Genomic DNA, 16,001 nt, shown 5'->3' on the forward strand with positions numbered 1-16,001 from the left:
GTCACTCGCGCTCGCGGGGGCCCTCGACGCCGTCGCCCCCGCCCCCGCTGTCGGCCAGGCGCTCGACCACGCTGTCGGCCCCGCGCTCGGCCACGCTCCCGCTCGCGCCTCCGGTGCCCGCCTCGTCCCGCGCTTGCGCGGCCTCCGGCGAGATGAGGGCGGCGTACTCGTCGCCGTAGATGCCGCGCAGGCGGGCGTCGGTCGCCTCGGCGGTGGGCCCGTCGAAGACGACGGCGCCGTCGCGCAGCCCGATGATGCGTGTGGCGTAGGCGCGGGCGAGGGGCACCGAGTGCAGGCTCATGACGACCGTGATGCCGAGCTCGCGCCCGATGTCGCGCAGGTCGGCCATGATGCGGTCGGTCGTGACGGGGTCGAGTGAGGCGACGGGTTCGTCGGCGAGCAGGATGCTGGGGTTTTGTACCAGCGCACGGGCGATCGCCACGCGCTGCTGTTGGCCGCCCGAGAGCTCGTCGGCGCGCGCGTGGAGCTTCTCGGCGAGGCCGACGCGCTGGAGTGACTCGGTGACGAGCCGGTAGTCCTCGCGCCGGAACAGGCCGAGGGTGCCGCGCCAGGCGGGCACGTGCGCGAGTCGGCCGGCGATGACGTTGCGCTGCACGGTGCTCACGCCGACCAGGTTGAAGCTCTGGAAGATCATGCCGATGCGCCCGCGCAGGGCTCGCAGCCTGCGGCCTCGCGCGCCTCGCACCGATTCGTCGTCGATCGTGATGTCGCCGCTCGTGGCTTCCGTGAGGGCGTTCACGGTGCGCAGCAATGTCGATTTTCCGGCGCCGGAACGCCCGATCACGGCGACGAACTCGCCGTCGTCGATGGTGAGCGTGACGTCGTCGAGGCCTCGCGTGCCGTCGGGATAGATCTTGCTGACGCGCGTGAAGGCGATCATGTCGTGACGTTAGCGCCCACGCGGCGACTGCGGGTGGAATCGCGGGCGGGTGGCGGGCGAGATCAGAGCTCGCCGGCGCGCTGGGTGTAGTCGCGCACGATGTCGTAGTCGGCCGGGCGCGGGTCGACGTAGCCCTGGTGGGAGTAGAGGGTCGAGATGATCTCCAGGCCTTCGGGGTCGTCGGCGATTGCGAGGAAGGCGGCCTTCACGGCCTGCCGGTCTGCGTCGTCGAGGGTGGTCGACACGGCGATGGCGTCGTTGGGAATGACGGCCTCGGTGAGGTAGGCGACGCTCAGCAGCTCGGTGATGTCGGGGAACTCGCCCTTCAGCAGCCGTCGGCTTCCCTCGAAACCGAATGCGGCATCCGCGTCACCGTTGAGCACCGCGAGGAGGGCGCTGTCGATGCCGGAGACGGTGGTCAGCGTCACGTCGTTCTGGAGGTCGAGGCCCGCCTCGGCCATCTCGACCACGGGGAAGATGTAGCCGCTCGCCGAGGCGGCGTTCTGCACGGCGATGGTCGCGCCCCGGAGGTCGTCGAGGCTCGTGATGCCGCTGTCGGCGGCCACGACGATCTCGCCCCGGAATCCGGCGACCAATTCGTCGGTGTTCTCGGCCGTCACGGGGTCGGTGCCCGGGATCTGGGCCGTCAGCACCGCATCGGCCGTTCCCTGGTCGGCCGCGAGCACGTAGGTGGCCGGGGGCATGATGCCGACGTCGATCTGCTGGGCGGCGAGCGCTTCGACGATGGTCGAGTAGTCGGTCGCGATGGTCACGACGACCTCGCGATCGAGCTGTTCGCTGAGCAGGCCCGCGAGCGGCTGTGCGAGGGCCTCCATGTCGCTGTCGGCGCGCGTCGGGACGAACTGCACGACGAGCGTGTCCGACGGCGGTTCGGCGGTCGCGGCGCCGCACCCGGTCAACGCGAGCACGGCGACCATGAGGGGCGCGAGGAGCTTGGCGAGGCGTGGCATTGCGGTCCTAACTGGCGTGGGGAGTGCCGCGGCGGTGCGGGGGCGGCGCGTGGGCCGGTCGGGATGCGCAGGACGCCCAGGCGCGGATGCTCGCGGCGAGCTCGGCGAGGGTGGGAGCGTGAAAGGTCGGGTGGATGCCCGGCGCCGGACGGCCGATGAGTGCCGTGTCGCCGCCGAGCGCGGCGACGGGGGCCAGATCGTTCTCCCAGATGTCGCCGACGCTGAGGACACGGCCGACCGCCAGTCGTTGGCCGGCGAACGGTACGAGTCCAGAGGGCTTCCCTGCAGCGTAGATGACCTCGTCGAACCTCTCGGCGACTCCGAGTGACTCGAGCGTGCCCAGTAGGCGAACGATCGGTGCGTTTGTCACGAGCGCGATATGCACGCAGCGGCCGAGGTCTCGGAGCAGCTCGGCGAGGCCGTCGGGGGTGGTGACGGCGGCTTGCGCAGTGCCGAGGAGCGAGCGGCTGCAGAGATAGGCCTCGCTCACCTCCGAGGGCGAAAGACCCGCCGAGCAGGCGCGGCGCGCGACGAGATCGTAGCCGTCGAGGAACTCAGGCCCGAAGCCGGCTTCGCGATGGTGCGTCAGCGCGGTTTCGATGTCGCGGAGGAAGTCGCGGGCCGCTGCGGGTGCAAGGCGACGGGCGACGGCGCTCGCATAGGCGAGCACCGGCCCGTCGCCGACCGCAACCGTGCCGTCGAAGTCGAACATGACGGTGTCGATCGTTCGCTCCTGGCCCTGGGGGGAATCTGGGGGGAATGGCCGTGACAGCTTTGGACGCGATGACCAAACTATATGAAGAATTAGGACCAAAAGTCCAGAGCGAAATGAACGATTGGTGAACTCCCGCATCCGCGCCCCCGAGAAGCCGACGAAGGAGGCGCGCCGAGGGTGCCTCCGCCCCTACGGTTCGAACTCGTCGAGCGTGTCGTTCGCGAAGTGCTGCCGCACCTCTTCCATGCGCGTCCAGTCGACGAACACGACCGACTGGTCGCCGATCATGCCGGTGCCAACGGTCGGGATCGTGAAGAAGTCGACGTTGCCGGAGCGCACGTGTTGCAGGTCGCCCGCGAGCTCGATGATGCGGCCCGTGTCGAGCCCGGCGTCGGTCGCCATGTGCGGTGTCATGGTCGTGAGCAGCTGCGTGACGGTCGCGGGGTTGCTGAGCGTGTCTCGTGCGAGCACTTCCTGCAGCACCCCCTTCATGAAGGCCTGCTGGTTGCGCACGCGCTGGTAGTCGCCATCGGGGAAGTTGTAGCGTGCGCGCACGTAGGCGAGCGCCTCCTCGCCCGAGAGGGTGATCTCGCCGGCCGCGAACGAGTGGCCGTTCGCTTCGAAGGCGATCTCGTTCTGCACCGTGACGCCGCCGACCGCCTCGGTGAGGCCCTTGAAGCCGTCGAAGCCGATGATGGCGACGTGGTCGATGCGCTGGCCGATGAGCTGCTCGACGGTCTGGACGGCGAGCGAGACGCCGCCATAGGCGAGGGCGGCGTTGACCTTGTTCTCGCCATAGCCGGGCACCTCAACCCATGAGTCGCGCATGATCGACATGACCTGCACCGAGGAGCGGTCGGCCGGGATGTGGGCGACCATGATCGTGTCGGCGCGGCTGCCGAGCTCCGTCAGCAACGAGTCGCTCTCGGAAACGCGCGAGTCGGTGCCCATCAGCAGCACATTGATGGGGGCTTTGCCGTTGTCGTCGGTCTCGGGCGCGTCTGGCCGTCCCTCGTCTGGCAGGTCGAGCTCGATCGTCTCGATCTGGCCCGACGTCGCGTTCCAGAGATAGACACCGCCCGCGATGATCAGGGCGAGGACGATGCCGAGCGCGATGAGCACGGTGCGCCATCTGCGCCGGTTGCGGCGGCGGCGGCCCTCTGATGTCGGAGAGGATGCGTCGTCGTCGAGCAGACTGCCGAGTGGATCAGCCGACCTGGGGGAATCGCTTGTCATCTGTCACCTCGGTCATTTCGCGCGACGGCGCGTGCCTTCGCCCACGAGGTCGGGTTCCTGTTGCGACGCTGCCGTTGCACGGCGTTGAGGTGCTGGCGCTGCCTGGGGCTCGACCTGGGGCAGCACGTCGTCGCCGTACTGCTCGTAGTTGCCGTAGACGTAGGCGTCGGGGCCGCGCGTGGGTACCTTGCTGAACACGATGCCCGCCACGCGGGCGCCGGCGGTCTCGAGGGCCGTCAGTGCGCCGGTGAGCTCGGTGCGCCGCGTCGCGCCGGCCTCTGCCACGACGATGGCGCCGCTCGTGCGACGGGCGATCACGACGGCGTCGGTGACGGGCAGCACCGGGGGAGCGTCGATCACGACGGTGAACCCCTCCCGGGTGAACCCGTCGATGATCTTGCCCATTCGGGCCGATCCGAGCAGCTCGCTCGGGTTGGGCGGGATCTTGCCCGACGGCAGGATGAAGAGCTCTTGATCGCCCCACGGTTGCATGACGTCCGCCAGGGCTGCGCGACCGATGAGCACGTCGGTGAGCCCGACGCTGCCCTCGATGCCGAGGTACGTGGCGATTCGTGGCTTGCGGAGGTCGGCGTCGATCAGCACGACGCCCTGTCCGGCCTCGGCGAGCGCGAACGCGAGATTGAGCGCCGTCGTCGATTTGCCCTCGCCCGGCAGGCTCGAGGTGACGACGAAGCTTGCTGCGCCGTCGAGCTTCAAGAACTGCAGGTTGGTGCGGAGCGCGCGAAACGCTTCGCTGCGGGCATTTCGCGGATCGGCCGTCATGATCAGCGGCCGGTCTTTGGCTTTGGGGTCGCGAGGGATCGCCCCGACGATCGGGCGCTCGGTGATCGCCTCGATATCGCGGGCAAGGCGAATGCGTGTGTCGAGCACCGTGCGCGAGACGGCGATGGCGGCCCCGGCGGCGATGCCGATCAGAGCACCGAGGGCGAGATTGAGCGGCGTGTTCGGGCTCACCGGTGCATCCGAGGGCGTGGCGGCGCTCATCGGCGCCACGGTGACGGAGCTCGTTTCGGAGCCCGGAAGCGTTTCGACCTCGGCGATGGCCACGGTGAGGTTCGCCGCGACGGAGTTGGCGATCTCTGCTGCCCGCTCGGGCGAGGCGTCGGTCGCCGTAATGCGCATCACGGTGGTGTTGGTTGGCGAGGTGACCACGACCGTCTCAGCGAGCTCGGCGGCCGTGGTATCGAGGCTCAGCTCGGCGATGACGGGATCGAGCACCCGGGGCGAGGTGCCGAGCAGCAGGTACGAGCTCACGCGATCCTGCGTGTAGACGTTTCCCTGCTGTTGCTCGCTGATCGTCGATCCCGCCTGGGCCGAGACGATGACCTCGCTCGTCGACTCGTACTGCGGCGTCCTGGTGAACGAGTACGCGGCCGCAGCCGCCACGGCGATCAGAATCGCAGCCGTGATAATGATCCAGTTCTTTCGCGCGATGCGCAGGTAATCACTGAGTTCCACGTGCGCCTTTCCGTCTCGACTCGAGCGCCACCACACGTGGCCGATGGTGCGTAACCTGAAAGTTCATCATTGCTCCCAGTTCGCGATCCGTCCAGTCGGGAACCGCCGGTCAGGCGGGAAAGGCGCCGCCGAATCGCGACCCACTGATGACGCAGCGGACACCGCCCGAAGCACCCGTTCGACGTTGGCGAGCGCGGGGAGGAGCTGGGCGTTCATCGCCTCGTACGCGCGGCGTGACCGACCGTACGGATCGACAACATCGTCCGTGCTGCCATCTGTCGGTGGGCGGGAGACGGCACGCTGGGCGATGAGGCGATCGAGCGCGATGCGAAGCCGCGCTCGGGGTTCCGTTTCCCCCGCCATCGCGTCACGCAGTTGGTCGGTGCCGAGATCGTCGGCCAGCCTCGAGAACTCGCGAATCGTGAAGGTCGAGTGCAGGCGGCGGGGGAGCAGTTCGACGACGCGACGCCGGTGCTCGCGGCTCATCGCGAGCACGAGGTCGGCGTCCTCGAGGATCGACTCCGTCAGCTGATGGGCACGATGGCTTGCGAGATCGTGATGATCGATCTCGTGGGCAATCCCCAGCTGCATGGTCTCGGGCGTCAGGGCCTGACCGACGAGGGCATGCGTACCCACGCTGCCGACCTCAATGTTCAGATTGGCGAGGCGAGTGGCAAGGATCGCCGCGGCGAACGGAGAGCGACAGACGTTCCCGGTGCACACCGTCAGGAGGCGCAGTGGCCGCACCGTCGGGCGGTGTTGCGCAACGGGCCGTGCGCGCGTTACTGACGACGAGTGGTCGTCGTGAGCAGGTTCGCCGCCGCCCCCACGACCGGCGCCCCTCTCCGTGGCCATGGTGATTACCGTACCCATACGTTGCCGAAGGGGTTCGAGTCGCGAGACGTCGATGTCATCGCAGGTCGGATGTCGTCGAAGAAAACTCGACTAGGGTTTGGCCAGGATTTCGGTGCCCAGAAGTGGCTTTTGCGGTGTGGCAGAACGTTTGCATGTGGCAACCCCGTTTCAACTGCGCCAGTTTCTCGGTCTCTTTGTCATGGTGCGAAGCAAGGCTTCTGATGTCGTCTTCGACGCGGGTAAGGTGAGTCTATGGGTGAAAACGGGGGTGAAGCCCCGCGTCTGAGCAGGACGCATCGTGTAATGCGTTTCGGGACGCACTTCGCCGTGGACGCGCTGGCGTGGGCCGTGGCGATCGTGGCTGCCCACGTCCTTCGCTACGAGTTCGCCCTCCAGTACATCCAGTGGGATCGCGTCGGGATCCTTGTCGCGGTCACGGCGGGGCTCCAGCTCCTCATCGGGTGGGGAGCGCACCTGTACCGGGGCAGGTTCACGTACGGCACGTTCGAAGAGGTGCGCGCGCTGGCCGCGACCGTCGTCGTCACGGCGGTCGTCATCGCGCTCCCGATCCTCCTGTTCAATCGGCTGCTCGAGATTCCCCGCAGCGTTCCCCTGATCGCGCTCCCGCTGGCGCTGGTCATGACCTTTGGCGTGCGGTACCTCAGGCGGCTTCTCGTCGAGCACCGTCAGCGACCTCGCGAAGGCGCGACTCCGACTCTGGTGTTCGGCGCCGGCTACCTGGGTGCTGACCTCGTGCGTCGGCTCGAGACCGATTCGAAGTCGGCGTATCGCGCCGTGGGGCTGGTCGATGACGACCGGCGGAAGCGGAACATGCAGATCAAGGGCGTCCGCGTGCAAGGCGGCCTCGACGAGCTCAGCGCTATCGTCGCGTCGACCCGGGCCGAGGTGTTGATCGTGGCCATTGCGCGAGCCAATGCCGAGCTGTTGCGGCGCGTGCAGGCTGCGGCCGACGAGACGGGTCTCCAGGTGAAAGTGCTGCCGCCGTTCGCCGAGATTCTCAGCAACGCGTCGAGCGCCGTCGATATCCGCGATATCCAGATCGAAGACCTCATCGGCCGGCGACCCGTCGATATGCACGCTGACCTCGTCACCGGCTACCTTTCTGGCAAGCGCGTGCTCGTCACCGGTGCCGGTGGATCGATCGGAGCCGAGCTGTGCCGGCAGATCGCGGCGTTCGAGCCGGCAGAGCTCATGATGCTCGACCGCGACGAGACCGGGTTGCAGGGGGCGCAGCTCGGCATCGCGGGGCACGGGCTGCTCGACAGTCGCGATGTGGTGCTCGCCGATATTCGTGACGAGCAGGCGATCGCACGCGTCTTTACCGAGCGCCAACCGGAGGTCGTGTTTCACGCCGCCGCGCTCAAGCATCTGCCGTTGCTCGAGCAGTACCCCGACGAGGCGTGGAAGACGAACGTGCTCGGCACGCTCAACGTGCTGCGCGCGGCCGAGTCGATTGGAGTCGAGACGTTCGTCAATGTCTCGACCGACAAGGCCGCCAACCCCACGAGTGTGCTCGGCCATTCGAAGCGCGTGGCAGAGAAGCTCGCCGCGTGGATGGGGGAGTGCACTGGTCGTCCCTACCTATCGGTGCGGTTTGGCAATGTGATCGGCAGCAGAGGCTCGCTCGTGCCGACCTTTCAACACCTCATCAGGCAGGGGAAGCCGCTCACGGTGACACACCCCGATGCGACGCGTTTCTTCATGACGATCCCTGAGGCGTGTCAGCTCGTCGTGCAGGCCGGGGGTATCGGTTCGGCGGGTGAGGTGCTCATTCTCGACATGGGCGAGCCCGTGCGCATTCTTGATATCGCGCAGCGGATGATCGCGATGTCGGGCAAAGATCTCGAGATCGTCTTCACGGGGCTGCGTAATGGTGAGAAGCTGCACGAGGAGCTGGTCGGCGAGCGTGAGCGGCCGCATCGGCCGTACCACTCCAAGATCTCGCACGCCCGCGTTGATGCGATCCCACCCGAGCGACTCGACAGACAAGGCTGGATGGACCGGATGTTCGCACAGCCGCGCAACAATGAGACGGCGGTTGTGCCGAGACTGACGGAGGAGGTTCGTTGAGCGGCGAACGGATCTACATGTCGTCGCCCGACGTTGGGGACCTCGAAGAGCAGTATCTGCTTGCCGCACTGCGCTCGGGATGGGTCGCGCCGGTTGGGCCTGATGTCGAGGCGTTTGAGCGGGAGCTGGCAACGCGCGTCGGCGTCGAGCACGGAGTTGCGCTGAGCTCGGGCACGGCTGCCCTGCACCTCGCGCTCCTCACGCTCGGAGTGGGGCGAGGCGATGTTGTCGTGACGTCGACGATGACCTTCGCGGCCACCGCCAACGCCATCGTCTACACAGGCGCCGAGCCGTACTTCATCGATGCCGATCCCGAGACCGGCAACATGTGTCCCGAACTGCTCGAGCGCGCGTTGCGGCGCTTGGCCGATGCCGGCGAGCGGGTTGCCGCGCTCGTGCCGGTCGATCTGCTCGGCAAGGCGGTCGACTACACCGCGCTTGAGGCGATTGCCGAGCGCTACGACGTGCCGGTCGTGGCTGACGCCGCCGAGTCGCTGGGCGCGACGCATCGGGGGCGCGCTGCGGGCAGTTTTGGGCGTGTGTCGATCGTGTCGTTCAATGGCAACAAGGTCATGACCACGTCTGGCGGCGGCATGCTGCTCACCGACGACGCCGAGGTTGCAAAGCACGTGCGGTACCTCGCGACTCAGGCGCGACAGCCGGTGGTGCATTACGAGCACACCGACATCGGCTACAACTATCGCCTGAGCAACCTGCTTGCGGCGCTGGGGCGCGCGCAGCTGGCTCGCCTCGACGAGATGATCGCCCGGCGCCGCGCGCTGCGCGACCGATATAAGGAGCTGTTCTCCGGCGTCGCCGGAGTCAGCGTGTTTGGCGCCGAGGGCGACGAGCACGACAACGTGTGGTTGACGTCAATATTGGTCGATTCCGAAGTGACTGGGTGGGAGCCGGCGGAGCTCAGCGCTGCGCTGACGGCTGACAACATCGAGAGCCGTCCCCTGTGGAAGCCCATGCACCTGCAGCCGGTGTTCGAGGGCCCGCGTGGCGAGATCAATGGGGCTGCCGAAGGGTTGTTCCGTACCGGGCTGACGCTGCCGAGCGGGTCGGCATTGAGCGTCGAGCAGATCGACCGCGTTGGCGCGGCCATCAAGACCTTTCTGAACGAGCAATGAACGCGAAGCGACGTTCCTACGACAGGCTGAAGCGAACGTTCGACTTCGTCGCGGCGAGCGCGATGCTGGTAATTACGCTGCCGGTGCAACTCGTGCTCGCGGCACTGGTCTTGAAGAACCTGGGAGCGCCGGTGTTGTTCACACAACAGAGGCCGGGGCGGGACAGTAAACTGTTCCGATTGTACAAGTTCCGAACCATGCTGTCGCCGGACGAAAAGAATGGTCGTGTGCTCAATGAGGACCGCATGACTTCGTTCGGTAAGCGTCTCCGGGCCAGCAGTCTGGACGAGTTGCCGAGCCTCTGGAATGTCGTCCTCGGGGATATGAGCCTCGTCGGGCCACGGCCATTGCGATCGTCGTACTTGGGGAGATACTCGCCCGAGCAAGCGAGGCGCCACGAGGTTCGGCCGGGCGTGACCGGCTATGCTCAGGTGCTCGGTCGTAATGCGCTGAGCTGGGACGACCGACTCGCGCTCGATGTTCAGTACGTCGAAAAGCGCAGCTTCTGGCTCGACGTTTGGATCCTCTACAAGACACTTTCGACGGTTGTCACGCGTGTCGGGGTCGTAGCCGATGGTGAGGCGACTATGAGCGAGTTTTTCGGCCCTGAACGAACACCGAGGCTAGAGCTTGTTCCCCTCAGCGAGGAGCACCTCGCAACGCGTGTCGAATGGCTCAGCGATCCCCGGGTGCGTGCGGGCGTGACGATTTCATTCATGCCGGATGCAGACGGCATGCGGTCGTGGTTCGCGGGAGCGAGCAACGATCACACGCGCTACGACTGGGTCGGAGTTGACCCGAACGCGGGTCGTCCGATCTCCATGTGCGGCTTTCGCGTCGCAGGTTCAGAGGCCAATCTGTATATATATGTGGATCCTCGTCGGCATGGTATGGGGTTCGGTCGAGACACGATGACGTTGCTCATCGCGAGGGCGCGGTCCAAAGGAGTGCGTCGGCTCACGCTCGAGACCAGCACCGACAACATCGCCGCGGTCCGGCTCTACGAGAGCCTGGGTTTCGTCCGGTCGGAGGAGTCGACGCTCAGCCCCCCAAGACTCTCGATGAAGCTCGACGTCTCCAGAGGACATGGGCATGAGTAGCGGGCCGCAGGTTCGTGTCTTCATAGGATCGATCGGGCGTCGCGTCTATCTGATCCGCTGGTTCGTCGAGGCGTTTGAGCGACTTGGCATCGACGGGCAACTGCATGTCTCGGATGCCGATGCACGAAGCGCTGGCATGCTGAGCTCATCATTCCGGCATGTCGTTCCCCGGTACGAGGACGCGGGTTACTCGGATGCAATGGCGCAAACGTTTGAAGCGGTGCGTCCCCACTTGTTTTTTAGTGTCAATGACTACGAGATTGAGGCGCTTGCCACGACGGGACTGGCCGCTCGACTTGAAGAGCACGGAACGGTGGTGCTCTCCCTTGCGACGGACCGGCATGCAGCCATCCATGACAAGTACGCGATGTCCGTGGAACTACGGCGATACGGGGTCCCGACGCCGGAGACTGTGCCGCTTTCGCATTTCGATGAGGCATTGGACCTTGCAACTCGAGCGCAAGATGTCATCGTCAAGGAACGCTGCGGAAGCGGATCGTCGGGCCTCGAGAAGTTGACCTCCACGGAGTTCATTTCCCGCATGCAAATGCGAGACGGTGGGTGGCCTCAGTGGTCCTCGTCTGAACGCGTGGTTCAGCCGCTCTTGTCCGGGGTTGAGTTCGGTCTTGATATCGTCTCGCCTGTACTCCCAGATGCCCATGCCACCGGCGTGCTCGCGCGCGAGAAACTGCGGATGCGTGCGGGAGAGACTGACCAGGCGGAATCGGTTGAAAGCGAACCATTCTTTGAGGTCGCGACTCACTTGGCTCGATGGCTTGGACATCGGGGACTCGTCGACGTGGACGTCATCGTCGATGACCATGGGGTGCAGCATGTCATCGACATCAACCCTCGGTTCGGCGGTGGGTATCCGTTCAACCATCTCGCCGGGGCAGACATCCCGGGACTGTATGTGGCACAGCTTGTCGGACACCGCGGTGACGCCCTCGGGCTGTTCCTAAACTACGCGTCGGGTGTTATATCCTCAAAATTCGAGGCCGTCGTGCGCGACGACCAGGGGGTGTCGTCGTGAACATCTCACGAACACGTGGTCTGCCCGCGGCACAGCCACATTTCACGGTTTCGCACGGACAAGATCGAGCGGTAGTGAGGATGGCGAACGTCTATGGTGAACGTTAGTGACGGTCCACATGTAGAGACGCGAAGCGTGTGGATTATTAATCACCACACGACATTGCCGTCGAAGGACGGCAGGATGGGCCGGCACTTGGGGATCGCGCAGTACCTCGAGTCATGTGGCTGGAAGGCTACTCTGTTTGTGGCGAGCACGACGCACCCTTCTGGAAGCCAGCGACTGAAGGGGCCGCGTCTTTTCCGTCGAGGGATCGAGCGTGGTGTGGCGACGGTCTGGATCAAGGTGCCCGCATATGGGCAGAGCCTAGTTCGGCGCCTACTGAGCATGGTTCTCTTCGCCAGTATGCTCATTTGGCTACCGCTGGGCCGAGGTGTACGTCGGCCCGATGTTGTTGTTGGAAGTACGGTGCACCCTTTCGCGGCCTGGGCAGCCATGATGTTGGCACGGAGAAAACGTGTCCCTTTCGTCTACGAGATCAGAGACATCTGGCCGGAGACACTTGTAGATCTTGGTACTCTCAATAAAGACTCTCGAATTTCCAAGCTGCTCTCGGCTCTGTCGATGCAATTATGTCGACAAGCTGCCTCTGTTATCTCCCCTCTGCCGGGAGTGCGCCAGTACTTGGACGAGAACGGCTTCTCCGAGAAACCATTCTACTGGATTCCCAACGGTGTTGATGATTCTTTTGTAGGTGCAACAGTGGATGAAGACGAAGCTTCAGGCTCGTTCACGTTCATGTACCTAGGGGCGCAGGGAAGGGCCAATGCGTTGGAAGGTGTTATTAGTGCGTTCGCGGAAGCGCGGGGCCACTCTCGCCTGAGCAACTCTCGTCTTGTTTTAGTCGGCGATGGACCCATGCAGGCACAGCTTCGCGGCGTAGCGAGTTCATCGGGCTGCGCAGAGGCCATTGAGTTTAGGCATAGAATACCTCGGAGTGAGGTGCAGGATACGGCACGCAGAGCTGACTGTCTCGTCGCCAACATGTACGACAATTCCGTATATCGATACGGAATTAGCCTCAATAAGCTATACGACTACATGCTCGCCGGGCGTCCGATCATATTTGCAAGTAGTGCACTCAACGACCCCGTTCAAGAGGCTGGGTGCGGCGTAAGCGTGTCGGCAAACGACGTGCATGGCATCGCAAAAGCAATGGTGGAAATCGCTTGCATGAGTCCACAGGGTCGCAAGGATCTAGGAGTCAAGGGATATGACTTCGTGCTTAAAAATAACACATATTCTTCACTCGCGGTCAAGTTTAGTAGGGTGTTGAATCTGGTTGCAGGGATTCATTGATTTGGTCCGCTACGTTTTCCAGTATGCCTTGGTCGCCACAGATTGGCGGCGTTCAGTTCACGCCCGGAGATCGCTTATGCGTGTGCAGGTGGCTGGAATGAAGCAGCACTCGGGGCCGGGCGCGCGGCTGATGGAAAAGTACGTCGCGTTGTTTGCGAATGCCCCATTGGCCCGCCCAATGCGAGGATGGGCGCGGTCGCGCGACCAAGTACGACGGGGCTTGAAGGGCAGATCATCCCAACGGGTCGCGAGCCGAACTGAAGCCCACCGCGACTTCGTTGGGGTTGTCGCGGTCGACGATCCCCCTGGTTTTGAAGCCGCCGCAGCCAATCAGGTTGTGAAGACTACGGCGGCGAGAGTTGAACTTTTCGTCGTCCCAGCCATCGGCTCCGCGGTTGGTGAATGTCCAGGGCCGCATGAGCATGATCAAAGGGGTAGTCGAGCGTGTCCCATCCATGAATCGGTGCTGCATCGATGCCCTCGGATCTTTGAACGGACGTGGCGCATCAAGTCGTTTCATCGAATTGGTGCTGTGACGTGAACAGATTTCGAATGCCCGGCTTTCTGACTCTCGGTCAGCTTGTGAACGCCGCAAGTGCTTTTGTCGTCAATTTACTGGCCTCCGGGGTGCTTCAACCATCGGAGCGAGGGGTGCTGGCGTTGATGTTGCAGATCAGCTACCTGGTGGCCGTTGTGGTCGTCCTTGGAGTGGAGAGACCCTTCATGGCCACAGTCGAGGCGAGTTTCGGGCAGTCCTTGTCGCTATTCTCACGTATCGTCAGGCCGGCATTGTGGGGTATGGTAATCCCCTTTACCTTTGCGGTGGTGCTCTTCGTAGTTGGCGAAACCTACTGGGGTTTCGCCGTGACAGCCATGGCACTGTACGTAATGTTCAACGTGCAAGGCAAAGGTATACGGGTCGCGGCCATCGCGAGTGGAACCATTTCGTATTTTCTAGCCTACGTCTTTATCACGCAGGTATTGACTGTGCTCTGTGCGACCGCCTTCGCGGCGATGCGTGTAAACGATGCTGTCTATTGGTACTTGGCGTACGCCTTCAGCGGCCTAGCGGGCGTCATAATCCTGATTCTGTATAGGGTGAAGGTCCCGGCGAGCGAGGAAGCCACGCGTCTTGTGATGACAGTGCGCAAGCAGGGCCTCAAGTTGTTGCCTGCCTCCTTCGGCAATACTGCGATGCTTCGGTCGGAGAGGTTATTGCTGCCAGCGTTGATTGGAACGGCATCCCTGGGAGTGTATGTTACCGTTGCGACGGTTATGGAAATGGCAACATGGCCGGTGATGCAATGGGTCGACTCGTCGCTCCGACGGTGGAGAGTTGCAAGTGACTCCAACGCGATATCGGCGCGTAGAATAGCTCAGCTGTACGGGATTGCATTGGGGATCACATCGTCTACGTCGGTCGTATTGGGCGTCGCGGCTCACATCGTAGTGACGCACGTTCTGCCAGCCGCGTATCGGCCTGCAACAGAATTGATTTTGCCGCTGGCAGTTGGTTCGGTGCTGTTCGCTATTGCAAGAGTTCAGCAGGGTCTCCTATTGGCTGCCAGTCGTCCTGGTCGAGTTTCGATCATCGAAATCACTGGCCTAGTGTGTTCAGTCGTTGCGTATCTGGCACTGATTCCCTCGCTCGGAGTTTTGGGTGCTGCGGTGGGGTCGATCGTCGGCTACGGTGTTGCTGTACTTATGGGAGTGATCGAAGTTCTCAGATGGCGGCGTAGTCATGGACGCTAAGCCACCATCGCGTCGGCGTAGTCGGAGCGGTAGGCTATTGACGCAGCATGCTTTCGTTGGCGAAAAGAGTGCTCCCACGAGTGGCGGCCGGTTCGCGCTCATAATTGGGTTCATCCTGCTTCTATCCGGTAGGTTTCCACTGTCGCGTGTCTTCTCGGGCCTAGATTTGGACGCGCGCTGGCCTTTGTTCATCACCTTGGTCCTCGTCTGTGGCTTCTGGTTCGCGGTTCGGCGACCATCCGCGACGCCCATGCTGCCGCCGGCGAGTTTGGTTTGGTTCTTGCTTTGGTCGGGCTGGCTCATCGTTTCTTCTGCGTGGTCCAGTCCGGCGGTCAATGTGTTCGCGCAGATAGAGGATGTTGTTCTTCTGGTCGGCGTTGTTCTCGTCGTAGACTGGATTTTTCGACATTCAGACTCAGAGTCTATTGCCGTTATCTGGTGGTTTTTGTGGGCGGCGGCCTTGGTGTATTTCGTGGCTGCCATTGCTTCCGGTCCGGGTGATGGGCCATCGGGGCGCTTCTCCGCTTTTGGTAGCGGCCCGAATGTCTTTGTGAGAATCATGGCGTTGGGTGTCGTGTCCTCGTTTGCTCTATCGCTCCGGCGCAGGCGCCTGCGGGTGCTAATGATCTTCGCCCCCATATTTGGGGTCGGCGCACTGCTTTCCGGAAGTCGCGGAGGCGTATTGGCAGTTGTCGTTGCGTTCGTAATCATGCTCATTCCATTGGTGCGACGATTTGGCGTCGTCCGATGCATGGTCGTGGGCTCGCTGTCGATTGGTGCTTTTGCCCTATTCCTCCGTTTACTTTCGTCATCGCTGTTGGCGTCCCTTTATGATCGATATGTTGTTCAGCCTCTCGTCGAAGGTGATACGTCGCTCCGGGACTTTCTTGCGGAACAGGCGTGGACTATGTTTACCGAGAACCTCTGGACCGGTGCTGGTGTGGGGTCTTTTGCCTCCGATCTCTCCTATCTCGGAGAGGGCTATCATGCCCACAATCTGGTCTTGTCCACCTTGGCAGAGACGGGTATAGTGGGCGGCGGCTTGTTGGCGGTAACGCTGTGTTCCTTCGTGGTTTCGTTATTTAGGCTGCAACGGCATTCGACGGATGTCCTGTTCTTGCTCATGGGGGCCTTCGTGATTCTTGTTGCTTCCATGTTTTCGGGTGACTATTACGATACAAGATTCGCATGGGTGCTGCTCGTCCTGTCGGTAACGCTTGTTCGTCGCGAAGCATGTGTCCCTTTGGGTTCAAATACCTCACCGGCTATCCTGCCCGCTCAGTACCCGAGGCGTGAAAATTCCGGCGGTTCCTGTGCTTGAACTCTATTTCCAGGCGTTAGGCGGGGTGTGCAGCTGTTGGAGTGGCCTGCCAGGC

The 16,001-nt window shown here is 63.4% G+C and carries 14 protein-coding genes; 7 read left to right on the forward strand and 7 right to left on the reverse strand.

The window, feature by feature from the left end; genetic code table 11:
* Position 1: 1 nt before the first annotated feature.
* The 6 genes from phnC to F8O04_RS11375 all read right to left on the reverse strand — a co-directional run bounded on the left by phnC (position 2) and on the right by F8O04_RS11375 (position 6,175).
* A complete protein-coding gene (phnC, locus tag F8O04_RS11350) occupies positions 2–901 on the reverse strand; it encodes a phosphonate ABC transporter ATP-binding protein (RefSeq protein ID WP_188726407.1) in 900 nt (299 codons plus the stop codon).
* 62 nt (positions 902–963) lie between these two features.
* Entirely contained in the window at positions 964–1,872 is a 909-nt protein-coding gene (locus F8O04_RS11355; protein WP_158029485.1) for a phosphate/phosphite/phosphonate ABC transporter substrate-binding protein, read from the reverse strand.
* A 7-nt stretch (positions 1,873–1,879) separates the two neighbouring features.
* Entirely contained in the window at positions 1,880–2,584 is a 705-nt protein-coding gene (locus F8O04_RS11360) for an HAD family hydrolase (RefSeq protein WP_158029486.1), read from the reverse strand.
* Between the two features lie 192 nt (positions 2,585–2,776).
* On the reverse strand, positions 2,777–3,823 hold the full coding sequence (locus tag F8O04_RS11365) for an LCP family protein (protein ID WP_158029487.1): 1,047 nt from the start codon (positions 3,821–3,823) through the stop codon (positions 2,777–2,779).
* A 12-nt stretch (positions 3,824–3,835) separates the two neighbouring features.
* Positions 3,836–5,302 carry a polysaccharide biosynthesis tyrosine autokinase gene (locus F8O04_RS11370; protein ID WP_158029488.1) on the reverse strand — a complete coding sequence of 489 codons (1,467 nt, stop codon included), beginning with the start codon at positions 5,300–5,302 and terminating at the stop codon, positions 3,836–3,838.
* A 66-nt stretch (positions 5,303–5,368) separates the two neighbouring features.
* Positions 5,369–6,175 (reverse strand): arsenate reductase/protein-tyrosine-phosphatase family protein, encoded by an 807-nt coding sequence (locus tag F8O04_RS11375; protein ID WP_308420203.1) that lies wholly within the window; start codon positions 6,173–6,175, stop codon positions 5,369–5,371.
* 285 nt (positions 6,176–6,460) lie between these two features.
* On the opposite strand from F8O04_RS11375, the gene F8O04_RS11380 reads away from it, so the two are divergent.
* From F8O04_RS11380 to F8O04_RS11400, 5 genes are all read left to right on the forward strand, one after another.
* Positions 6,461–8,248, forward strand: coding sequence for a polysaccharide biosynthesis protein (locus F8O04_RS11380; protein WP_158029490.1), 1,788 nt, complete (start codon positions 6,461–6,463; stop codon positions 8,246–8,248).
* Between the two features lie 17 nt (positions 8,249–8,265).
* Positions 8,266–9,381: a DegT/DnrJ/EryC1/StrS family aminotransferase gene (locus tag F8O04_RS11385; protein WP_158029656.1), complete on the forward strand. Its 1,116-nt coding sequence runs from the start codon at positions 8,266–8,268 to the stop codon at positions 9,379–9,381.
* A complete protein-coding gene (locus F8O04_RS15240; protein WP_188726409.1) occupies positions 9,378–10,481 on the forward strand; it encodes a GNAT family N-acetyltransferase in 1,104 nt (367 codons plus the stop codon). Before F8O04_RS11385 ends, F8O04_RS15240 begins: the two co-directional genes overlap by 4 nt.
* On the forward strand, positions 10,474–11,514 hold the full coding sequence (locus F8O04_RS11395) for an ATP-grasp domain-containing protein (RefSeq protein ID WP_188726410.1): 1,041 nt from the start codon (positions 10,474–10,476) through the stop codon (positions 11,512–11,514). The genes F8O04_RS15240 and F8O04_RS11395 overlap by 8 nt, the downstream gene beginning before the upstream one ends.
* Positions 11,515–11,697: 183 nt before the next feature.
* Positions 11,698–12,873, forward strand: a complete 1,176-nt coding sequence (locus F8O04_RS11400) for a glycosyltransferase family 4 protein (RefSeq protein ID WP_225735043.1) — start codon at positions 11,698–11,700, stop codon at positions 12,871–12,873.
* A 232-nt stretch (positions 12,874–13,105) separates the two neighbouring features.
* Here F8O04_RS11400 and F8O04_RS11405 read toward each other — a convergent pair whose 3' ends face one another.
* The gene (locus F8O04_RS11405) at positions 13,106–13,303 is read right to left on the reverse strand and encodes a hypothetical protein (protein ID WP_158029493.1); all 198 of its coding nucleotides are present in this window, start codon (positions 13,301–13,303) and stop codon (positions 13,106–13,108) included.
* 122 nt (positions 13,304–13,425) lie between these two features.
* Here F8O04_RS11405 and F8O04_RS11410 point away from each other — a divergent pair, with 122 nt between their 5' ends.
* Positions 13,426–14,625, forward strand: a complete 1,200-nt coding sequence (locus F8O04_RS11410) for a lipopolysaccharide biosynthesis protein (RefSeq protein ID WP_158029494.1) — start codon at positions 13,426–13,428, stop codon at positions 14,623–14,625.
* A gap of 250 nt (positions 14,626–14,875) precedes the next feature.
* Entirely contained in the window at positions 14,876–15,946 is a 1,071-nt protein-coding gene (locus F8O04_RS11415) for an O-antigen ligase family protein (RefSeq protein ID WP_188726411.1), read from the forward strand.
* The last annotated feature ends 55 nt before the right edge of the window (positions 15,947–16,001 follow it).

Origin of the sequence: Pseudoclavibacter endophyticus (assembly GCF_008831085.1) — a bacterium.
Lineage (GTDB): Bacteria > Actinomycetota > Actinomycetes > Actinomycetales > Microbacteriaceae > Pseudoclavibacter > Pseudoclavibacter endophyticus.